Consider the following 20,363-nt stretch of genomic DNA (forward strand, 5'->3'; position numbering starts at 1 on the left):
TTATATGAAGAACTCTGATTATTCAAACTGGGATCCACAGTCCCAGGATACTAAGTCCTTAGCAGAACGGCTCGATGAGGTTCTAAAACTACCATTCTCTGACAGTCTCTCGGCATTAAATGCCTTGGTGCAACAAGGTGTATCAGGCGATTATAATATAGATGCACCAGATTGGCTGGTTGATGGTACAAACTTTTACTCGCCTATTTGGTCGTGCTATTTCGGTGAGGCTGATGAATATTCGGTTAAAAGACTAGTAAACTTTGATGTGCGATTGGCAAACGGAAGCTCCTTGAAAGATCCTGAAAACATTGAGACGCTCACATGGATTAGGTATTTTCTAGCTGTTCAAATCCATCCTCGGTTCAATGGTGGGGCACGTAAGGCTCCAAATTTTGAATTGTTGAAATTCAATAGGGGGCTGCACGTCGCTGATTACATTCTAATGAATGATGCTGCGGATTTTGATATCGGCCAAAATGGATTAGGAATGGTTTCAGTAACCTCTTTGAAGAATTTCCTCATTAAAAATACGGCGACTCCTATTGCCGATTATCTTTATGAATACCCTGTCAGATTAGCGAACTGGTTTCGATCGAAGCTAAATGAGGTTTCAGAGGCGGAGGTGGACGAAGCCTGTCAAAAATTCCCATTGATAAAAAATATTCCTTCACCAGAGGACAGGATCCTTGGCTTCACCGACGCCGAGCTTATAAAGGTTCGCACGGTTATTGCTCTGAATGGTTGGTACGACTTGTACCCTGGAGGAAAGAGATTCAATCCTCGAACTTTCATTAATGCTGAATACAAAAACACTCTTTATGGTGTCTCGTTGATGCCGCGTGTTATTCCGGAACTGAACCTTGATGACTCCATCGCTAGAGAGTATCCGGGCGTGCCAGTCACAAGCGTTCCAAAACCTGGTGTCACTCTCGAACAACTGCGTAACTACGTTTCGGTTGTAAAAAAAATTCCAGTTATTGAAGCTTGCTATGGAATCAGAGGTGTGTCGATTCAAGGCTTCGAGACCATTAACGCTGCAAATCTGCTGGAGCTGGTGGATCAAAAAAATCGAGGTCGCTTCGCCACCATTCCCTATGCAGTGCTGCTCCACGCTCTTGGAAATAGTTTTCAGTTCTTTATTGATTACCGTCATGCGATTCTCGAAACGACGCTGGCTGTGTTGATTGCGGTTAAGCATCATCATTTTGATTCGAGTCCTAGGATGAGGCAAGTCGAAGAGGTTTTTTCCAGTGTATCGATCCCTGAGCCGCTTCATGCGCTCGGGGTCAGTGAGTGGTGCATAGAGCGCCGAAGCGTGTATGTTAGTGATTTTTATGGAGAGGTACGTAGTAACCGATATTTCTTATATCTGTATCAGGTTATGATGGGCTCGTTTCTTATTATAATCGGTAGTTTAGGGCTGCGGAGGCAGTCAGAAATCCTGGATTTAGATCCGTTGTACTGCCTGGATCCTCCCATCGATCCGTACCTGCCTAACAATGCATCTATCAATTACTGCTTGAGCTATTCCGCAAGGAAAACTGGAACTAGGAACCAGCATCAAGTCCTAAGTGTAGGTATCACCCAGCCGCTTGCCAAGTTTATTTGGGATCTGATGGAGTTTAGGCGCAAGTGCAATCTGGCAGGTGTCCTTTCAGATAGGGCGAGATTGTTGTTATGGGTGGATCAACGTAAGGTAACGGCAGGCTCTATTAAAATTTTTTCATTCAATCAGGCCTTGGATATGGCTTGCGATTTTTTCGAAATGCAGACTGTGGAGATTGATGGTGTTGAAAGGCGTTATTATTTGCGCCAACACCAATTACGTAGATTTATTGCCTTGGCTTTCTATCACTCATCAAAAGGAAACATTGAGGCGCTTCGTCATTGGCTTGGCCACTCAGACGTTGAGCATGTGTATACGTACATTTCTGAAACTACACCTGGACTGGTTCTTGATTCTGTAAAGGCTGAAGTAATTGTGGATTTTATGTTTAACGGAGAGGATAGCATCGAAGGGCTGGACTTCCTTAAGCAGAAAATCATGGAGAAATACTCTGCTGAAGATTTCGTAGTGCGATCACTAAATGAAATTGATAGGTCTTACGAGCCGTTAGTCAAAAGGGGCTTGAAGAATTCTAGTGTTTCTTTGGCAGATCTGATCGATCAGCAGATAGGTTACGATAAAGTGATGAAGATGCTGAACGATCACGCAATTGATCTCACTCCAGAGTTTTTTACCGTCACCATGGAGGATGGTAGTCAAGAAAATCGGTTTAATCTTGTTTTGAAAATTTCGGAGGTACAAGATGCACGGTGATCGCTCTAGGAAATCGATGCTGAAATTGCATGAGCTATTACGAAGCATCAATGACTCTCCACAGTCGTATATGCATGACAGAGAGTGGTTGTCGATATTAGTTACTCAACACAGCTTGGCAGAATACAGCAATGTGGAGCTGGGTATTCGTGGGTGCGCGATGGGTACATTCAGAAGTGCGGCGTCGCATCTAGCAATAGGCTTTGATGGTATAAACAAGTTGAGGATAAGTGCTCGCGCTCGGATTTTAGAGCTAACAACCCAAAAAACGGTAAAAGCCTCAAAAAGTCGACGAGATTACGTTTCCGAGATAGCGCATCTTCAGGAGCGATTGAAAATCATGTCGCGGGACTTCTGTCAGATGCAGATCGTTGTTTATAAATTGCGGTTGATGTCGCAGCAACTTGCGACTGATGATGGTATTAGAGATCGGAAAAAATGGTGGATTCGCGAGATGAGACAGGTCGAGATAATTTATGAAGGTGGGTTGAGTAAATCATGGGCAGAGCAAAGCAATGTTACATAAAACTTGGTATAGGGTCAAAGCTCGCAACTCATGCCCCATCGCCAAATGAGCCTCCGCTATTCAACAACGCCACTGGCTTCCCGGTACTATACTTTCCTGATGGGGGTTACTGCTTTGAGTTCAACGCTTATTTGGCCTCGCTTCTCCTTGATCGTAATTATTCCTTAGTCGGCGACAGGGGTGGTACCTATGCGCAAATAGCTGCGGACCTGACACCTCTCATGAGATACATGCATAGAAATCGTATTTGCGCTATGCAAATGAGTGATTCGCGTTTTATGAATTTTATTGATGGACTCAATGTTGGCAGAAATCCAGATGGAAGCCCGCTTCGTGACCCTAATAGAATCCGGGCGATCGGATCTACTTGTCTTGATTTTCTTAATTACATGGGGGTATTTCATCACAGGCCAGACTTCGTCTCTCCCGAAGGTGCAATCAGAGGTTACCAGAAGCATCAAGTTCCAGCATTCAAGAAAAAGGGAGCGGGTCGTCTTCGTTGGTATCATTTTCATCTTCCAAATCCTAGGCCAGATAATCACCGGCACCCCGTTGGAGATATATCGCTGAAGAAGATGTACAGTGCTGCCGACTCGGTTGGGTCTTATGAGCTTCAGCAAAGGAATAACATCCTTCTTTCTGTGTTTGAGCATACGGGAGGGCGTAGAGAGGAATGTAATAGTCTTCTAGTTGCGGATCTGATCACAGCACTGGAGAAGGGGGAACCGTCGCCTAAAGTCAGACTCCCCACCCTCAAGCGGGGAAGAGTACATTTTCGCTACATCCCGGTGCCAAGAGTCTATATTCAACAATGGATGGACTATGTTAACTCGACTCGTCTTGTATGTATTCTTGAGAAGGGTGTTATAGATGATGGCTATCTTTTCATTAATATCAAAACTGGTAGGCGGCTGAGTAGTACGACTATCACTAAGGTTTTTCAAGAGCTGCGTGCCTCAGCGGGGATTCCAGAAAGAACGCATCCTCACATGTTTCGGCATAGGTTTATTACAAATAAACTGAAATCGATCATGCTTGAGTTTGATTTTGAGAATCAAGACAATTTTAAGAGGGCATTAGCAGATTTCAGTGGGTTTTACGAGAAACTTAAGCAGTGGACCGGTCATGCCAGAATAGACTCATTAGAGAGGTACATCCATCTCGCTTGTAATGAGCTTTCTGACTTAGGCCCAATAGTGGAGCACGCTCAGCAGGCCGAAGCCTTTCGCGCAGTAAGCCGTGTTCTCAATGGCGTAAAAGAAAAACTGGATAAGGGGGAACTCACAGAAACGGAATACAAGAAAGAATTTCGGCGAACCATTGAGACTGGATTAGGCAGCCTGTTCAGTGAGGCTTGGAAGTCGGCGATTTACACGTCTAACGTGGACGCACCTTCTAATCCGTAATTATTGCCTTTAACCGACCAGGAGGCTAAGTGTATCTCTGATGCTCGCGTGGTTGTGACCTATTAATAGCGATTCTTGAGGATCTAATATGGAAATCAATACGATTGACGACGTCACGCTTGGTAAGCTCTACGAGGCAGCAGCGTCATTTGGCACTAAGGAGATGCAGGACCGAAACAAAATTTTGCTTGGGGTATTCGAGCATACCGGCGCCCGGTTGGATGAGGCCCGCAATTTAACTACAGCGTGTGTCTTGATTGCATTTCACGTTGCTGGTGAGGGGGATATGGTTATGCTCCCATTGCGCTGCTCAAAAATATCGAAGGGGAGTCTGGAGGGTGATAATGGAGATGTAGCCGCCTCTTATAAAAAGGTTGTGCCTGTGCCTAAAAATATTGTCGCCCCATGGGTAGACTATATTCATACGAGTCGTGCTGCCTGCATCAAAAATTTCGAAGTTGACGATTGTGGGTATCTCTTTATCAACACTACGACAGGTGAGAATCTTACTAAAGGATCACTTCGTGGGATCATGCAACATCTCAGTGAGGCGGCGGGCTTAGCGGTGCCTGTGACGACTCGGATGATTCGTAATAGGCTCCTTCTTAAAATCTGTAAAGCCAAGTCCAAAGCATTCATAGTCTACTTTCAGTCGATGTTAGGACACACCAGAGACGATTTCTTGAAGTGTTACTTGAAATTGGATGAAGTAAGCTCTCGACGACCTAAAGATTGAGCATCTTACTCATTGCTCAAAGCGGGAGCGCCACGGGCCAACCCACGGCCCGCCGGCGCCTTTTGCTCTTGGAACGGTGGACTCTGTCCTCCCCTGGATCCCAGGTTTTGCGAAGACCTCGGTTTGGTACTGGCGGCAGTCAGGGACATTGCGCTAGACACATCTGTCTTCCCTGCGGCCTATTGAGAGGTTAGGGGAGTAAGCCGACGTTAATCCGGCGGTGGTAAATTGACTCTGCGTGTGCGATAGGGTGTTGACCTGTCAAAAAAACGTAGCGTATTCTCTATATGGTGTGTCTTTCTCATATTAGGCACTAGATGTAGTGCTTATCGGGTTTGGCTACTATTATGCCGCTAGGGACGGGAGGTTGATGCATGTCAGATGGGACTGGACCGCGTACGTATCACGTATTGGCATTGTCTGGGGGAGGTTATCGGGGTCTATACACGGCCACCATCCTTGCAGAGGTGGAGCAGGCCCTGGGTCGACCGATCGCCTCGCACTTCGATTTGATCTGCGGTACGTCGGCAGGCGGCCTGCTCGCGCTAGGCTTAGCTAGCGAGATCCCTGCCCCCGAGCTGAAGTCGTTATTCGAAGATCAGGGGAAGCAGATTTTCGGCGCCCGCAGTTGGTGGCGTCGACGGGTGGGGATGTACTTCAAGGCCAAGCATTCCAATGACGGTCTTAGGTCGGTCCTGGAGCAGCGATTTGGTGCAGCTACCATTGGTGATTTGAGACATCGCGTGCTCATCCCATCCGTTAATTTCACCACCGGGCGGGGCCAGTTCTTCAAGACCCCCCATCACCCAACCTTCGAGCTTGATCACCGTCTCAGCATCGTCGACGTAGCTCTGGCAACTTCGGCCGCGCCGGTCTATTTCCCATCTGTTCGCAACCCCCGAGGTGTCTTTGTAGATGGCGGTCTGGTGGGCAACGCGCCCGGCTTGTTTGGGCTGCACGAGATACGCACCTTCCTAGACAAAGACCCACAGGCCATTGTGCGAGTTTTGGCTATCGGAACCATGACCATCGGGGCAACGATTAGCGGTAAAACCAGCCTAGATCGAGGCATTCTTGGTTGGGGTGGGAGTCTTTTCGATCTGGTGATCTCGGCTCAGGAATCGTCTGTCGACTATATGCTCACGCAGTCGATAGGAGAGCGGTACTTCAAAATTGACGACCAGGTCACTCCCCAGCAAAGCCTTGATGTGAAGTCACTTGATGAAGTGACCGCAGCCTCTACCCATACGCTTAGTGATCGTGGTGCCAGTGCCGCGCAGCGCGCACTTGGAGATCCGCGCTTCGCACCCTTCCGTACTCACGTCCCAGCACGTCCCATTTTCTTCCATGGCCCCAACAAAAACTCGGAGGGGGTGTAAATGCTCGACCTTTCTAAGCTGTTCTACACCGAAACGACAGACGACTGCCTGTTGAACGCATTGGAGCTTACCGACGTCGAGCGAGCTTACATCACCGCATCCAAGGAGGACGTGCGCAACTGCCTGCGCACAGGTGTTCCCCGGGTCCTAAAGACAATGGGGTACGAGGGGGAAGTTCCAAAACCACGCTTCTTCACGCAGGGTTCTTGGGCCTACAAGACGCTGAACTCGCCAGCACATATCCCCCCGCAACAAAGTGATTGCGATGACGGCGCTTACTTGCCAATCAGCTTTTTGAAGGGTACCAGGAGACCAAGCGTTGCAAGTGCAATCTTTTTCACAGCTGCGGAAACTGCGCTTGGGGATCTGGTGCGGGAAAACCAGGCACTGGGCTGGAAGCTGATTCGGGACAAGGACACCTGCATCCGAATCCAGATTTCAAACACTGCGCACATCGATATTCCGCTCTACTCAATTCCGGACGAGGAATTCGTCACCTTGGCCAAGGCTGCAACACGCAGTGGGTATGTCAGTTTCGATGAAGCATTCAACGCGCGAGGGGCAGCGTCTTGGGCTGATCTTCCTACCGACCAGGTGATGCTCGCTCACAGGAGGGATGACTGGGTTAGCTCAGACCCGCGGCCGGTGAAGAACTGGTTCGTAGACCAGGTACAAGACAGGGGTGAGCAACTCCGGAGGATTGTGCGATACCTCAAAGCCTACCGTGATTGGCAGTGGGAGGCGGGCGGGCCATCCTCAATCTTGTTAATGGCTGCTGCAACGCCGCTGTTCACGAAAGTGAAGGGTAGGGACGATTTGGCGCTTCTGGAGGTGCTCAAAGGGCTTCCTGATGCATTGCGTAAAGGTGTCAGTAATCCAGTCGATGAGTCTGAAAGCCTAACTCAGCGACTCAGCGCTGAAGAACTGGAGGAAGCCGCAGAACAATTTGAGAAGCTTGAGATGAATCTGAACGGAGCAGTGAATGCATCTGACCCAGCATCCGCGTGCGTGTGGCTTCGCAAGATGTTCGGCCCTCGATTCCCTCAGCGCACCGACCTTGTAAGGGTTGTTACAGTCGCGTCGACAATCGCTGCTATTCCAGCCGAAGCAGCACCCAGCGAACTCGTCGGTACTTCCAAGGCAGGTTAGGTCGATGGGCTCGCAAAACGAGGCAGTCATTGAAGCGCTTGAAACGCGAGGTTTTCGTTACGTCGGGCGTGACGCGCAAAGGTGGCTGTCCTTTCTGGGGTATCTGAACACCAGTGAAGGTGAGCACGACTGTGAGCTGGTCGTTGATCCAGAATTTTATGAACTGCCACGCGTTCGCCTGCTTAGCGTTCCTGATGCGTTACTCCCCATCGCACCTCATATCGGAGGAAATGGAAGCATCTGCTACCTGACAAAAAATACAGTCGTTCTGGATTTTTTTGACCCCGTTGGCCAAACCCTGCGGTGTGTTGACGAGGCGCAGAGTGTGTTGGGCAAGGTTCTCCGGAAGGAGATGGTAGAAGATTTAACGGAAGAATTTTTTGTCCACTGGTACGCGGGCCAGTGCATTTTCGATGTTCAGAAGCCCATCCTCGGTGAGGTGCCAGGCTTTTGCCTGCTCGGACGCACCGGGGAACGGTTTCCCGTCATATCTGATGACCTTAGGGCCACTTCTCTGAAGCTGGATGTAATGGGCTTCGAAGCGAAACGTGAGCGAATTCCAGCGTACATCGTGAAAACCCAAGTCGAGCCAAGGCCGAGTCAGAAAGACTGGCCACCCAAAACGGTGGCAGATTTTTTGGAGTGGCAACGGCAGCTGGACGGACGCTGTGCAAAGAAGGTAGAACAGCGGCTTGGCGAAGCCTCCCGCCTGACGAAGCGGGATGCTCTGATCATCATCAAATCGCCGAATATGCGGTACGGCATCCATGTACATTTTGATCAATCAGTACTTCCTGACGAAAAGTTAGCACTCGCTCGCGGAACCCAGCGCCTCTACAGCTACAAAATCTCTCGACTACATGTCTTGCGCCTGGATAGCGAATACATCGCTCAGCGCAACATTCCGGCTCTGCAAACACTGGCTGGCAAGAGCATTGCTGTCGTAGGTTGTGGAACGATCGGTGGTTACCTGATCGATGCTTTGGCCAAAGCAGGGGCGGGCACTGGTGGTGGGGAACTGACTATCGTTGACAACGAAGTACTTGGGCCTCAGAACCTCGGCCGACACCGCCTTGGAATGGGGCACCTATTTTTGAACAAAGCATTCGGGATGCGATTAACGCTTCAGTTCGATAATCCGTCAGTGGCAGTTCGTGCCCTGGATGTGGACGCCCGGCGTGCTCATCTCGGGGCAGTTGATTTGTTGATTGATGCCACAGGTGATGAGTCGCTCGGGCATTGGTTGGCGGCACGCTACGCCAATCAGGTACCTATGCTTTCGATATGGATCGAAGGCCCTGGCGTGGCTGTCCGGGGCTTGATGAAGCAGCCAGGGCCAAGTGGTTGTTACCGATGCCTGTGCAATCACCAGAGAGCAGGAGGTTTGCCTACGGTGAAGGGCCTAATGCCGGCATTGCGGGCAGGGCACGGGTGCGAAGGCTTGTATGTACCGTTCCCTGCAACGGTGTCTCTCCAGGCCGCGGCACTCGGTGCTGAGATGGCTCTGGCGTGGGTTAATAAAAGAGAAAGTCCCTCGTTGCGGACCAAAATTACAGATTCAGGGTATGAGCTAGATACCCCTGACTGCGACGTTTTGAAAGCAGAGAGGTGCCCGGCTTGCTGCAAATGACAGATTGGTCCGCCCACGAAGGCCGCTGTTTGATCCACCTTTTGCCTGACGTAATGACGCTGGTTCACGAGTATGTGCAGAGGAATGCCTCGGATCCTGAAAGCGGCGGCATCCTTCTCGGAACTGTGCATGGACCGCATACTCAGGTTGTCCATGCGACCCCACCGTTTCCTACAGACAGAAGGACCCGGTACAGCTTTGATCGAGGCTCGGAAGGGCATACGGAGGTAGCGGACCAGCTTTGGCGAGAGAGCAGCGGGATCATTCGCTACATCGGTGAGTGGCACACGCACCCAGAGGACTATCCATCACCGTCCGGCATTGATTTAAGAGAGTGGAAGATCTCGGCAGCGAAGCGCACGGATGGTCGACCGGTGATTGGGTTGATCGTGGGCCGGAAGGGGATCTATATCCAAAGCACCGCTGCTACAGGAAAAGCCCTCGTTTACCAAGCACTGCCGGGAAATTACCCTGCACTTGGCCAATGATTTTCATCGATGCTGAGCACCATTGGCATTCGGTCTGACCAGTCACTTGCAGGCGATCTGAACAATCGAAAGGATGGCCAAGAAGCGTAGGCAGTCATCCACGACCGGCAGCTTACGGTCCCTACTCTCATGGCTACCTAGGATTTAGTCTGGATAATACTTGGTCAGCCTAGCGTCCGAAACTGTGCGATCCCATCGCTCAACGAATAGCAGAAACTTATCGTGATTGTCGATGTATGTCTCGCACCAAGCACCAATCCCGACCGCAACCTGGTTGTAGAGCGTAATGAGGTTGAAATAGTGCGTGGTATCGTAGGGGTTGCCTCTATCAGCAGGGGTATCCCCTATTGAAATTGATATACGTCTTACAGCTTTCTTCTGAACCTGGGTTGAATGTAGATTAGACATGTGAAGTAGCCCGTTCCGTAGCTCCCATAGCTCCTCGGCAGTGACTCCAACTGGCTCTAGGTCAACATAGGTATCCAACCATCTACAAAATACCGGTCTTTTTCCTTTTCCCCTGCCGTCATCCCCGAACTCAACGTAGGCCAAGCTGTCTATGCATGAAAGAAAGAGCTTGGTCGCAGAGGTATAGTGCCGATTATTAAAAAGTAGCTTGTAGGCCTTCAGGTAGTCGTCGTTCACTAGCTCTGCAAAATCGAAAGTGCCCGTTTTGCTGTACTCCACAAGCCAATCGTCCATCTCCCCAATTCCACCTAGACGCTCGTTAACATCCGCCATGTCTGTAGGCTTAAACGACGTCCGATAGTTAATTGCAGGAACTCCATTCGCGATAATAGTCACAATCGCGAGAGGATCATCGGCCTCATGTTCTTTGAAGAGATAATAAAATAAGGTAAGAGTCTTCCCTATTCGAGCCAGGGCATTATATGAATCACGCGTCATGCCAAGAGGGGCTCGGGTGAGCTTCGCGCTTTTATAATCTCGCTCGGCAGCTTCTAGGAGGAAAGCTTCTTTTTCCTCCTCAGTACCTTCTATCTCATAGCAGATGTGTCCAAGCCAGAGAGCGCGGTCATGCTCGTCAATGAAATAGTAGAGGTTGTAAACCGTTTCGAGCATGGACACAGCATCCTTTCTGCGTGGTAGGTGAGATGTGAGTGAATGATCTATCGCTGCAAGCTACACCAGTCAAGCTTTCTTTAGCCAGCCCGCGGCTTCTTACCGCGATGCATCTGACGCTTGTGGTCCTCCCGCTCACGCTTTCAGCTGTCATGCGCCTTAACGTCCGAGCTTATGGTTGAGGTGATGGAAGGCTTTCGAGAACGTCTCACCATGCTGAGGTAAGAGCCTCGGAACGTGCTTGGACGTCTACTGCCTTTGAGGTCTCTAGGGAAGAGAAGGGCAGAGCATTTTGACCTTTTCCACCCCCTAAACTGGTATTCCCCACAAAACGTTGAGGTCTTGCATGGGCATGTCTCACTGTTCCATCTGTGGGACAAACTAACGCATTTTTGCTGACTTATCAGCTATTGATCACTTCGATAGGATTCTCCCCATCGTGATCGCCCACAGATGCGGTCTTCACTCACAGGAGAGTCCCATGAAACTGTTGCACATCGATTCGAGCATCCTGGGCGACAATTCCGCCTCGCGTCAGCTGAGCCGCGAAGTGGTCGAAGCCTGGAAGGCTGCAGACCCAAGCGTTGAGGTGGTTTACCGCGACCTGGCTGCCGATGCCATTGCCCACTTCTCCGCCGCCACCCTGGTCGCTGCAGGCACCCCTGAAGACGTACGCGACGCAGCCCAGGCTTTCGAAGCCAAGCTGAGCGCCGAGACGCTCGAAGAGTTTCTGGCTGCCGATGCCGTGGTGATTGGCGCGCCAATGTACAACTTCACCGTGCCGACCCAGCTAAAAGCCTGGATTGACCGTGTGGCCGTCGCCGGCAAGACCTTCAGCTACACCGAAGCCGGCCCGCAAGGCCTGTGCGGCAACAAGAAAGTGGTGCTGGTATCCACCGCGGGTGGCCTGCACGCTGGCCAGCCGACTGGCGCCGGGCATGAAGAATTCCTGAAAGTGTTCCTGGGCTTCATTGGTATTACCGACCTGGAAATCGTCCGGGCCCACGGCCTGGCCTATGGCCCGGAGCAGCGCAGCCAGGCGATCGATGCTGCACAGGCGCAGATTGCCAACGAGCTGTTTGCGGCTGCCTGATCAAGGGAGCGGTTGGTTGCAAGCGTGGCCCTGTCGAGGGACAAGGCCACTCCAACCCGTAGAAGCGTTCAGGCTACCGGAATAAGCGGATCAGCGGCTGCCAAGGCTGCTGCACGGTCAGCCGCTGGCGGATAAATCCACACTGAATTGATCTGGCGCTTCAGCGCCTTGGCTTCGGCCTTGTCCTCCGGTGGCGAAACCTCACGGTCCCATCCTTCGGTGTACACCGCGCCCCAGGCCCCCAGGTCCAGGCACGTCACGTACTTGGGCTGGCTGTAAGCCATTGGTGCTACGCCAAGCAACTCGGCAGCGGCATTGTTGCCCGCATGGCGCCCCAGCGGAATCGCATGTTGGCACGACATCACGGCATGATTGCCAAGCTCGTCACAGGTGGCGTAAGCTACGTCTCCAGCTGCATACACGGCATCATTGCCCTTGACCTTCAGGTTGCCATCGACATGCAAGCGGCCGCGGTTGTCGCGCTCGCCGCTGATCTGTTCGGTGAGCGGGTTGGCCTTGAAGCCAACCGTCCAGACCACCGTGCTGGCGTCGATACGCTGGCCGTTGTCCAGCTGCACACCGGCAGGGTCTACCGAAACTACTGTGGCACCGCAAACCCACTCCACGCCCAGGGCCTCGCATGCCTGCTCGATGGCTGGGCGAATGCCGTCACCCAGGGCTGCGCCAATCCTGGCGCCGCGGTCGATTACCACGACGCGCAACGCGGCGTCTTCACCCAGTATCGCGCGCAAGCGGGCCGGCAGTTCGGTGGCCGTCTCGATGCCGGTAAAACCGCCCCCGGCTACCACCACGGTATTGCGTGCCGGCGTGTTCGGCAGGCTGGCCAGTGACTTCAGGTGGGTTTCCAGGCGTGCGGCGCTGTCGAGCTTGTCGACGTCGAAGGCATGCTCGATGCCGTCCATGTCAGGGCGCTCAAGCTCACTGCCGCAGGCCATGATCAGACGGTCATAGGGCAGGGTGCAGCGAGTGCCGCTGCGGGTGCGATAGCCCACGCGGCGGGCCGCTTCATCGATGTGGTATGCCGTGCCCTGCACGAAACGGACATTGACAGCGTCGAACAGCGCCTGCAGGGGTGCGGCCAGGGTATGCACGTCTGGCTCGTAGAAGCGCGGACGCACATGCAGTTCAGCCTGGGGGGCGAGCAAGGTGACCTCGACGCCCTTGCTGCCGTTGAGGTCAAGCTGGCGGATGGCGCTGAGTGCGCTCCACAGGCCGGCAAAGCCCGCACCAATGATCAGGATCTGCTTCATGGTTGTGCTCCTTTGAAGTTCGGTGGACAAGGTAGACCGTATTGCCGGTCAACGGTGTTACCAGTGCTTGCTGGAGTGCTTCAGAATGTTGGCGGCGTGATCACCCAGATCACCACGGCATCCACTTCACCGGGGTTGCCGTAGCGGTGGGGTTCCTGGCTCGAGAAGCTGAAGCTGTCGCCTTCACTCAGCTGGAAATGCCGCTCGCCTACCCACAGCTCAAACGTGCCGCTGAGCAGGTAACCGGCTTCTTCGCCGTCGTGGCTGTAGCTTTGCTGGCTGTAGGTACCTGGCGGGAAACGTGAGTGCAGCATCTCCAGCTGGCGGTTGGGCTGGGGGGTGAGCAGTTGATCGACGATGCCATCTTCGTAATGCACGCTCAGGCGGCTGTTGCGCCGCACCACATAGCCTTGGTCTTCGGGCGCGGTGGTGGCTTCGCTGGCGAAGAACCACTGGATGGTCACGCCCAGGCTGCGGGCGATATTGAACAGCGCCGGGATCGACGGGTAGGAGAGGTTGCGCTCCAGCTGGCTGATGTAGCCTGCGGTCAGTTCACTGTGTGCGGCCAGCTCCGCCAGGGTCATGCCGCGGCGCTTGCGCAGGCCGCGGATGCGGGTGCCGAGGAACTGCGGCGCGGCGCCCCCGGGTTCGCTGGCGGTGGGCTGGGAGGGTTGGCTCATGCGCGTCGGTCCATCGCAAAAGCCGCAGTATGTACAGCCTCAGAGTGCCCAGGCAACCGTCAGGCCATCGTGAATCGCTTCTTCGGCTGTGCGCGGCGCCAGGCAGTCGCCAATCCGCCGTACGTCCACCACACCTGCCAGTTCAGTGGCCAGGCGGTCTTGCGGTTGATGCCCCATGCACAGCACCAGGGTGTCGATGCCTTCGAAGATCATCGGATCGCCGCTGGCGGTGTGCTGCAAATACACCGTGTTGTCGTCGCTGCCATACAGGCGTGCGTATGGGGTGACAGGGATACCCAGGCGATGCAGCTCGCCGGCCAGTTGGTCACGTACATAAAGCGGCAGGCTCTCGCCGCAATGAGTGCCGTTGACCGCCAACTGGACCTGATGACCTTCGCGCACCAGGCGTTCGGCGATACCGGGGCCGATCCAGTCACAGCGCCAGTCGATCACCAGCACCGAACGCCCCGGTTTCACCTCATTGCGCAGCACTTGCCAGGCGTCCACTACCTGAAGCTCGCCGGTACGCTCGAACGCCGGCCAGTAGGGGGTGGCGCCGGTAGCAGCAATGACCAGATCAGGGCGCTCACGTTCGACCAGCGCACGGTCGACCCGGGTGTTGCGCACCACTTCTACGCCTGCCAGGGCCATTTCCCGTTGAAGGTTGGTGCTGGCACCCCCGAACTCGCTACGCCGTGGCAGTAGCTGGGCCAGCAGCACCTGCCCACCGAGCTGCGGGCCCGCCTCGTACAGCGTGACCTGGTGCCCGCGCGCGGCGGCCACGGCGGCGGCCTTCATGCCGGCAGGCCCGCCGCCGGCGACCATTATGCGCTTGGGCGAGGAAGTGGGCGTGAGGTGCCCGTACTGCAACTCACGCCCGGTTTCCGGGCGCTGGATGCAGGAAATGGGCAAACCACGATGGAAATGGCCGATGCATGCCTGGTTGCAGGCGATGCAGGCGCGCACGTCTTCGACCTGGCCGCGTTCGGTCTTGTCTGGCATCGACGGATCGCAGATCAGCGCCCGGGTCATGCCGCACACATCAGCCTGGCCGCGGGCCAGGATCAGCTCGGCTTCCTGGGGCTGGTTGATGCGCCCGGTGACGAACAGGGGGATAGCCAGCTGTTGCTTGAAGGTGCCAGCCTCGCGGGCCAGGTACGCCGGTTCGATGGCCATCGGCGGCACGATATGGACCGCGCCACCCAGCGAGGCCGAGGTACCGGCGACGATATGCAGGTAGTCGAGTTGGCCCTGCAAGGCCACGGCAGCAGCCAGTGACTCGTCTTCACTCAGGCCCTGGCTGTCGCGCTCGTCAGCGCTGATGCGCAGGCCAATGATGAACTGCTCATCGGTGGCGGCGCGCACCGCGGCCAGCACTTCGCGCAAGAACCTCAGGCGCTGATCCAGGTCACCGTTGTAGCCATCACTGCGTAGGTTCACCCGGGGGTTGAGAAACTGCGCGGGCAGGTAGCCATGGCTGGCCACCACCTCGACGCCATCCAGGCCGGCCTGGTGCAGGCGGCGTGCGGCGCCGGCATAGCCCTGGACGATTTCGTCGATCATTGCCTGGTCCAGCGCCCGTGGCATCACCCGGAAGCGCTCATTGGGCACCGCAGAGGCCGAGTAGGCTACCGCCAACAGGCCGTCTGCCGATTCCATGATCTCCCGCCCAGGGTGAAACAGTTGCGACAGCACCACGGTGCCGTGCGCGTGGCAGGCCTCGGCAAGCTGCCGGTAGCCATCGATGCAGGCATCGTCCGTGGCCATTAGCACATGCGAGGTGTAGCGGGCACTGTCGTGCACCCCGGCGACCTGCAGCACGATCAGGCCAACGCCGCCGGCAGCGCGGTCGCGCTGGTAGGCGATCAGTTTGTCGTTGACCAGGTTTTCGGTGGGCAGGCAGGTGTCGTGCCCGGTGGACATGATGCGGTTTTTCAAACGTTTGCCGCGGATCTGCAAGGGCTCGAACAAGTGTGGGAAGGCGGTCTGCATACAGGCGGCTCCGGTACGATGTTGTTATTTTTCTATCAAAGTGTAGCGATAGTAAAAAATCAACTTGTTTTTTTACTGGTGTCTGTCTAGGTTTTCCTCACTCGCATGGCGAGGGTGTGACCTCAAAACAACAAGAAAACGGGCCCGTCGGGCACCGCCAGGAGGAAACTACGATGCAGCTATATCCACGTGTGACCGGCCTTTGTGCAGCCTTGCTGGCCCTTGGCCTGGGCACTGCGCAAGCTGCGCAGCAGATGGTTGTGGTCGGTTATGGCGGCGCGGGCCAGAAGGCCCAGGATGAGGCGATTTTCAAGCCCTTCATTGCCCAGGACGGCAGCCAGCTGATCCAGAGTGAATACAACGGTGAAATGGCGCGGATCCAGGTCATGGCAGACACCGGCAACGTCGATTGGGATGTGGTGCAGATCGAAGGCCCTGACTTGATGCGCGGCTGCGACGAGGGGATCTACGAGCACCTGGACTGGCAGCGCCTGGGCCATGCCGCCGAACTGATCCCGGCAGCCGCACAGGATTGTGGGTCGGCCGCGCTGGTCTGGAGCGTGGCTATTGCCTACGACCGCAGCAAGCTGGCCCAGGCGCCGGCGTCGTGGGCCGACTTCTGGGACGTCGACAAGTACCCTGGCAAGCGCGGCCTGCGCAAACGTGCGGTGTACAACCTGGAATTCGCGCTGTTGGCTGACGGGGTCAAGGTCGAGGACGTATACCGGGTATTGTCCACGCCGGCAGGTGTCGAGCGGGCCTTCGCCAAACTCAGTGAACTCAAACCCCATATCCAGTGGTGGGACGCCGGCGCTCAACCCGCGCAATGGCTGGCAGCCGGTGACGTGGTGATGACCTCCACCTACAGCGGACGAATTGCGGTGGCGGCGCAGCAGGGCAGCCCGTTGGCCGTGGTATGGCCTGGCAGCCTGTACGGTATGGACTACTGGGCGATCATCAAAGGCTCGCGGCATGTCGACCAGGCCAAGCGGCTGATTGCCTATGCCAATCAGCCGGATACCCAGGTGCGGTATGTACAGCAGATCCCCTATGGGCCAACCAATACCCAAGCCGCGGCCAGGCTTGACCCGGCGCTGGCCAACTGGGTACCCACTTCGCCACAGAACCTTCAAGGGGCGCTGGCCATGAACGTGGAATTCTGGGTCGATCATGGCGAAGAACTGGAGCAACGCTTCAACGCCTGGGCCAGCAAATAGCATTCAGTAAAGGGGCAACAAGATGACTTCAACGGAACTAAGCCTGCGTCGGGAGCTGGCTGCCTGCTACCGGCTGATCGCGCACTTTCGCATGAGCGACCTCATCTTCACGCATATCTCCCTGCGCCTGCCTGGGCCGGAGCACCATTTCCTGATCAACCCGTATGGCCTGCTCTTCGAGGAGATCACAGCGTCCAGCCTGGTGAAGATCGACCTGCAGGGGCGGCCGGTGGGGGCTGCCCGTCACCCGGTCAACCCGGCCGGGTTCGTCATTCACAGTGCCATTCACGCTGCCCGCGAGGATGCCCAGTGCGTGCTGCACACCCACACCCGCGCAGGTTGCGCGGTGGCCGCACTGGAATGTGGCCTGCTGCCGGTCAACCAGATGTCCATGGAGTTTTACGGCAATGTGGCTTACCACGCCTACGAGGGCGTCGCGCTGGACATGGATGAACAGCAACGGCTGGTGGCCGACCTGGGCAACAAGCCAGTGATGATGCTGCGCAACCATGGCCTGTTGACCACGGGGCGCAGTGTGGCTGAAGCCTTCTTGCGCATGTACTACCTGGAGAAGGCTTGCGAGATCCAGTTGGCGGCGCAAAGTGCTGGGCAACTGATATTGCCGACGACCGACGTGTGCGTGCGTACCGAACGGCAGTTCAACGCGCCGGAGAGAGGGTTGAAGCAGGGGGAACTGACCGACCCGGATGCGCTGCAATTGGCGTGGGCGGCGTTGTTGCGAATGTTGGAAAAGGTGGCGCCTGGTTATCAGGATTGAACCTGTGCTTGCTGATTTGGCAGTTAGTCGTCCAAACGACAGCGGGCAGACGGAACAGTCACTGTAGTGCAACCATTGGTTTCAACTGTGCTGGTCCCTTCTCAAGGAATACCGTTATGCTGTAACGAAATATGTCTAAAATGCCTGCAGAAGGAAGTCGCAATGCCACTCAAGGACCTGCTTATCGCCCTGGTGGTGATTGTCGCCTGGGGCGTCAACTTTGTGGTCATCAAGGTTGGCCTCGACGGGCTGCCACCGATGTTGCTGGGGGCATTGCGTTTCTTGCTGGTGGCGTTCCCGGCGATCTTGCTGGTCAGGCGGCCAAAACTGCCGTGGCGCTGGCTGATCGCTTACGGTGCGACCATTTCACTGGGCCAGTTCGCGTTCCTGTTTCAGGCCATGTACAGCGGCATGCCGCCAGGGTTGGCTTCGTTGATCCTGCAGTCGCAAGCCTTCTTCACCCTCGGTTTTGCGGCGTTGTTTCTCGGTGAGCGGCTGCGCCTGGCCAGCGTGCTGGGGCTGCTGGTAGCGGCCGGCGGCTTGGCACTGATCGGCAGCGAAGACGGCGGCCATGTGCCCATGCTGGCGTTGGTGCTGACCCTGTGTGGCGGTGCGATGTGGGGCCTGGGCAACATCATTACCCGGCGGTTCGGCTCGGTCGATCTGGTCGCGTTGGTGATCTGGGGTGGGCTGATCCCGCCACTGCCATTCCTGGCACTGTCCTGGTGGCTGGAAGGCCCCGAGCGCATTGGCCATGCCTTGGCCAATATCAGTTGGAGTTCGGTGCTGGCCCTGGCGTATTTGGCCTTTGTGGCCACCATGCTCGGCTACAGCCTGTGGAGCAAGTTGCTGTCGCGTCACCCGGCAGGCAAAGTGGCGCCGTTCTCGCTGCTGGTACCGGTGATTGGCCTGAGTTCGTCGGCGTTGCTGCTGGGAGAGCGCCTGACCGCTACGCAGGGCTGGGGCGCATTGTTGGTGATGGCCGGCCTGCTGGTGAATGTATTCGGTGCGCGCATCGGTCAGCGTTTGCGGGCTGCCAACGCGTAAAGCGCTTAAATCCGCCGACCTGCGCTCTGTTAGAATCGGCCTCTTTCTGCCAGGCCAACGGAGCGCATCCATGATCATTTCCACCACCAGCCAGCTCGAAGGCCGCCCGATTGCCGAATACCTGGGCGTGGTCAGTTCCGAATCGGTGCAGGGCATCAACTTCGTGCGCGATTTCTTTGCACGGTTTCGCGACTTCTTCGGTGGCCGTTCGCAAACCCTGGAAAGCGCGCTGCGCGAGGCCCGGGAGCAGGCCACTGAAGAACTCAAGGCCCGGGCACGACAGTTGCAAGCCGATGCGGTAGTGGGGGTGGATTTTGAGATCAGCATGCCGTCGGTACAGGGCGGCATGGTCGTGGTATTTGCCACCGGCACGGCAGTACGTCTGAAGTAAAGCCTTTTGCCATTGGTCGGCTGCAGGGTTCTTGTCCGGTCGGTCCGCAAATGACCAGCTAGTCTCACTTTCACAGGCCGCGTTTCCTGGGCAACTTGTCTGGTTGCCGACGCGACCGCCACTGGAGGGAGACAGGGCATGAGCGAATCCTTTTTCGAAGACCTGAACGATGCGTTCCCGATCAACAGCCAGGTGCGTTGCGGCCAGGCGGCATTTCGCCTGGGTTTCGCCCACATGACGCTGGATGATTCCGAACAGCTCCAGCCTGCACATTTGCAGCGCAGCAAAAAAGGCCGCTTCATGCCGCGGGTACCGCTCAAGAAGTGATCCCGCGTCTGCACACACCCCGCCCAACGGCGGGGTTTTTATTGCCATTCGTTGATCCGCCTCATGGTATTGCCCGGTAGCGCTCGCCGGATGGCCCGGCCTGTGGTTTTCTGACGCGGCATTCCAGCAACGGAGGATTGAATGCTCATGCGAGTCAGGGAAGAAACCTATTGGCAGTGGGCCGACGCACAGTTGCACAGCCGCTGCCACGACGAAGCACTCAGCGACGGCACCACACTGGACGTGCAGGTGCGCTTGTCGCGCCTGGGGACGACGCAGCTGTTTCTGGGGTTGTACGCCGGGGACGGGCGGGCGTTGCTGGAAGAGTATTACCCTGCGCTGCCGGGCGAGACCATGACCCGTGCGCTGGTGTGGGGTGTCGACCGCGCCCGGGCGATGGCAACAGGCGCCTTGCCTTTGCCGGAAACCCGTCTGCAGCGGCGCCAGGCATGAAAAAGCCCGGCCTATGCGGGCCGGGCTCTGGTAAGGGTGCGAACCCTCAATTTAGCGGTTCGATCACCTTGACTGCCTGCTGCTCACGGGCAGCGGGCCATTCTTGTTGCAGGGTCTGCAGCACGCGGCCAACGAATTCGGTGTCGGCGGCGGCTTTCTTGCCGACGTAGCCTTGGCCACGGCGGTAGACCTTGAAGCGGGCACGCATGCTGGGAAGGTGCTCTTCAAATTCATCTTCGACGGTGTTCGGTGGCAGGCGGTCGAGGCGCACTTCACCGGTTTGGCTAACCCACAGCAAATGGTCGTCAAGGCTGTCCTTGCGCACGGCGAACAGCTGGGCCAATTGGTCGATAGTCGGATTGTTGTTCAAGTTCATCATAAAGCCCCCATTACCCAT

General features: G+C 55.6%; 20 protein-coding genes. 15 read left to right on the plus strand and 5 right to left on the minus strand.

All coding sequences use genetic code 11. From position 1 onward, the window contains the following. The first annotated feature begins 4 nt into the window (after positions 1-4). The 8 genes from ACZ889_RS16120 (at position 5) to ACZ889_RS16155 (ending at position 9,637) form a co-directional block, all read left to right on the plus strand. The gene (locus ACZ889_RS16120) at positions 5-2,323 is read left to right on the plus strand and encodes a hypothetical protein (protein ID WP_476257560.1); all 2,319 of its coding nucleotides are present in this window, start codon (positions 5-7) and stop codon (positions 2,321-2,323) included. After that, a complete protein-coding gene (locus tag ACZ889_RS16125; protein ID WP_135007193.1) occupies positions 2,313-2,849 on the plus strand; it encodes a hypothetical protein in 537 nt (178 codons plus the stop codon). Before ACZ889_RS16120 ends, ACZ889_RS16125 begins: the two co-directional genes overlap by 11 nt. Positions 2,850-3,109: 260 nt before the next feature. After that, positions 3,110-4,255: a tyrosine-type recombinase/integrase gene (locus tag ACZ889_RS16130; RefSeq protein ID WP_476257561.1), complete on the plus strand. Its 1,146-nt coding sequence runs from the start codon at positions 3,110-3,112 to the stop codon at positions 4,253-4,255. Positions 4,256-4,343: 88 nt separating this feature from the next. Continuing rightward, entirely contained in the window at positions 4,344-4,991 is a 648-nt protein-coding gene (locus ACZ889_RS16135; RefSeq protein WP_128573818.1) for a site-specific integrase, read from the plus strand. A 374-nt stretch (positions 4,992-5,365) separates the two neighbouring features. Then, on the plus strand, positions 5,366-6,370 hold the full coding sequence (locus ACZ889_RS16140) for a CBASS cGAMP-activated phospholipase (RefSeq protein WP_128573820.1): 1,005 nt from the start codon (positions 5,366-5,368) through the stop codon (positions 6,368-6,370). Continuing rightward, complete coding sequence (locus tag ACZ889_RS16145) at positions 6,371-7,519, plus strand: CBASS cGAMP synthase (RefSeq protein WP_476257562.1); 1,149 nt, start codon at positions 6,371-6,373, stop codon at positions 7,517-7,519. Positions 7,520-7,523: 4 nt separating this feature from the next. Next, complete coding sequence (locus ACZ889_RS16150; RefSeq protein WP_014861423.1) at positions 7,524-9,149, plus strand: ThiF family adenylyltransferase; 1,626 nt, start codon at positions 7,524-7,526, stop codon at positions 9,147-9,149. A gap of 53 nt (positions 9,150-9,202) precedes the next feature. Then, a complete protein-coding gene (locus ACZ889_RS16155; RefSeq protein ID WP_128573939.1) occupies positions 9,203-9,637 on the plus strand; it encodes a Mov34/MPN/PAD-1 family protein in 435 nt (144 codons plus the stop codon). Positions 9,638-9,781: 144 nt separating this feature from the next. Here the strand turns inward: ACZ889_RS16155 and ACZ889_RS16160 are convergent, their stop codons facing one another. After that, the gene (locus tag ACZ889_RS16160; protein WP_128573822.1) at positions 9,782-10,717 is read right to left on the minus strand and encodes a hypothetical protein; all 936 of its coding nucleotides are present in this window, start codon (positions 10,715-10,717) and stop codon (positions 9,782-9,784) included. A gap of 481 nt (positions 10,718-11,198) precedes the next feature. Here ACZ889_RS16160 and ACZ889_RS16165 point away from each other — a divergent pair, with 481 nt between their 5' ends. Further along, entirely contained in the window at positions 11,199-11,810 is a 612-nt protein-coding gene (locus ACZ889_RS16165; RefSeq protein ID WP_180688199.1) for an FMN-dependent NADH-azoreductase, read from the plus strand. 68 nt (positions 11,811-11,878) lie between these two features. Here the strand turns inward: ACZ889_RS16165 and ACZ889_RS16170 are convergent, their stop codons facing one another. The 3 genes from ACZ889_RS16170 to ACZ889_RS16180 all read right to left on the minus strand — a co-directional run bounded on the left by ACZ889_RS16170 (position 11,879) and on the right by ACZ889_RS16180 (position 15,753). Then, on the minus strand, positions 11,879-13,081 hold the full coding sequence (locus ACZ889_RS16170) for an NAD(P)/FAD-dependent oxidoreductase (RefSeq protein WP_476257563.1): 1,203 nt from the start codon (positions 13,079-13,081) through the stop codon (positions 11,879-11,881). Between the two features lie 80 nt (positions 13,082-13,161). Further along, positions 13,162-13,761, minus strand: a complete 600-nt coding sequence (locus ACZ889_RS16175; protein WP_104961855.1) for a helix-turn-helix domain-containing protein — start codon at positions 13,759-13,761, stop codon at positions 13,162-13,164. A gap of 39 nt (positions 13,762-13,800) precedes the next feature. Further along, a complete protein-coding gene (locus ACZ889_RS16180) occupies positions 13,801-15,753 on the minus strand; it encodes an oxidoreductase (protein ID WP_476257564.1) in 1,953 nt (650 codons plus the stop codon). 173 nt (positions 15,754-15,926) lie between these two features. Between ACZ889_RS16180 and ACZ889_RS16185 the strand changes: the two genes are divergently transcribed. The 6 genes from ACZ889_RS16185 to ACZ889_RS16210 all read left to right on the plus strand — a co-directional run bounded on the left by ACZ889_RS16185 (position 15,927) and on the right by ACZ889_RS16210 (position 19,966). Continuing rightward, entirely contained in the window at positions 15,927-16,970 is a 1,044-nt protein-coding gene (locus tag ACZ889_RS16185) for an ABC transporter substrate-binding protein (RefSeq protein WP_017147666.1), read from the plus strand. 22 nt (positions 16,971-16,992) lie between these two features. Then, positions 16,993-17,748: a class II aldolase/adducin family protein gene (locus ACZ889_RS16190; protein WP_180688196.1), complete on the plus strand. Its 756-nt coding sequence runs from the start codon at positions 16,993-16,995 to the stop codon at positions 17,746-17,748. A gap of 162 nt (positions 17,749-17,910) precedes the next feature. Next, a complete protein-coding gene (locus ACZ889_RS16195; protein ID WP_003253899.1) occupies positions 17,911-18,795 on the plus strand; it encodes an EamA family transporter in 885 nt (294 codons plus the stop codon). Between the two features lie 70 nt (positions 18,796-18,865). Continuing rightward, complete coding sequence (locus ACZ889_RS16200; RefSeq protein WP_003258990.1) at positions 18,866-19,186, plus strand: YbjQ family protein; 321 nt, start codon at positions 18,866-18,868, stop codon at positions 19,184-19,186. A gap of 138 nt (positions 19,187-19,324) precedes the next feature. Then, entirely contained in the window at positions 19,325-19,513 is a 189-nt protein-coding gene (locus tag ACZ889_RS16205; RefSeq protein ID WP_003253897.1) for a hypothetical protein, read from the plus strand. Positions 19,514-19,654: 141 nt separating this feature from the next. After that, positions 19,655-19,966 (plus strand): hypothetical protein, encoded by a 312-nt coding sequence (locus tag ACZ889_RS16210; RefSeq protein ID WP_476257565.1) that lies wholly within the window; start codon positions 19,655-19,657, stop codon positions 19,964-19,966. Positions 19,967-20,012: 46 nt separating this feature from the next. On the opposite strand, the gene ACZ889_RS16215 is transcribed toward ACZ889_RS16210, so the two are convergent. Further along, positions 20,013-20,345, minus strand: a complete 333-nt coding sequence (locus ACZ889_RS16215) for a hypothetical protein (protein ID WP_003253895.1) — start codon at positions 20,343-20,345, stop codon at positions 20,013-20,015. Between the last annotated feature and the right edge of the window lie 18 nt (positions 20,346-20,363).

Source organism: Pseudomonas sp. TE3895 (genome assembly GCF_056278855.1).

Excerpts from the sequence above, each read along its gene's own strand:
- ACZ889_RS16120 (WP_476257560.1), top strand. The coding sequence starts at position 5 with ATGAAGAACTCTGATTATTCAAACTGGGATCCACAGTCCCAGGATACT.
- ACZ889_RS16125 (WP_135007193.1), top strand. The coding sequence starts at position 2,313 with ATGCACGGTGATCGCTCTAGGAAATCGATGCTGAAATTGCATGAGCTA.
- ACZ889_RS16130 (WP_476257561.1), top strand. The coding sequence starts at position 3,110 with ATGAGTGATTCGCGTTTTATGAATTTTATTGATGGACTCAATGTTGGC.
- ACZ889_RS16135 (WP_128573818.1), top strand. The coding sequence starts at position 4,344 with ATGGAAATCAATACGATTGACGACGTCACGCTTGGTAAGCTCTACGAG.
- ACZ889_RS16140 (WP_128573820.1), top strand. The coding sequence starts at position 5,366 with ATGTCAGATGGGACTGGACCGCGTACGTATCACGTATTGGCATTGTCT.
- ACZ889_RS16145 (WP_476257562.1), top strand. The coding sequence starts at position 6,371 with ATGCTCGACCTTTCTAAGCTGTTCTACACCGAAACGACAGACGACTGC.
- ACZ889_RS16150 (WP_014861423.1), top strand. The coding sequence starts at position 7,524 with ATGGGCTCGCAAAACGAGGCAGTCATTGAAGCGCTTGAAACGCGAGGT.
- ACZ889_RS16155 (WP_128573939.1), top strand. The coding sequence starts at position 9,203 with ATGACGCTGGTTCACGAGTATGTGCAGAGGAATGCCTCGGATCCTGAA.
- ACZ889_RS16160 (WP_128573822.1), bottom strand. The coding sequence starts at position 10,717 with ATGCTCGAAACGGTTTACAACCTCTACTATTTCATTGACGAGCATGAC.
- ACZ889_RS16165 (WP_180688199.1), top strand. The coding sequence starts at position 11,199 with ATGAAACTGTTGCACATCGATTCGAGCATCCTGGGCGACAATTCCGCC.
- ACZ889_RS16170 (WP_476257563.1), bottom strand. The coding sequence starts at position 13,081 with ATGAAGCAGATCCTGATCATTGGTGCGGGCTTTGCCGGCCTGTGGAGC.
- ACZ889_RS16175 (WP_104961855.1), bottom strand. The coding sequence starts at position 13,761 with ATGAGCCAACCCTCCCAGCCCACCGCCAGCGAACCCGGGGGCGCCGCG.
- ACZ889_RS16180 (WP_476257564.1), bottom strand. The coding sequence starts at position 15,753 with ATGCAGACCGCCTTCCCACACTTGTTCGAGCCCTTGCAGATCCGCGGC.
- ACZ889_RS16185 (WP_017147666.1), top strand. The coding sequence starts at position 15,927 with ATGCAGCTATATCCACGTGTGACCGGCCTTTGTGCAGCCTTGCTGGCC.
- ACZ889_RS16190 (WP_180688196.1), top strand. The coding sequence starts at position 16,993 with ATGACTTCAACGGAACTAAGCCTGCGTCGGGAGCTGGCTGCCTGCTAC.
- ACZ889_RS16195 (WP_003253899.1), top strand. The coding sequence starts at position 17,911 with ATGCCACTCAAGGACCTGCTTATCGCCCTGGTGGTGATTGTCGCCTGG.
- ACZ889_RS16200 (WP_003258990.1), top strand. The coding sequence starts at position 18,866 with ATGATCATTTCCACCACCAGCCAGCTCGAAGGCCGCCCGATTGCCGAA.
- ACZ889_RS16205 (WP_003253897.1), top strand. The coding sequence starts at position 19,325 with ATGAGCGAATCCTTTTTCGAAGACCTGAACGATGCGTTCCCGATCAAC.
- ACZ889_RS16210 (WP_476257565.1), top strand. The coding sequence starts at position 19,655 with ATGCTCATGCGAGTCAGGGAAGAAACCTATTGGCAGTGGGCCGACGCA.
- ACZ889_RS16215 (WP_003253895.1), bottom strand. The coding sequence starts at position 20,345 with ATGATGAACTTGAACAACAATCCGACTATCGACCAATTGGCCCAGCTG.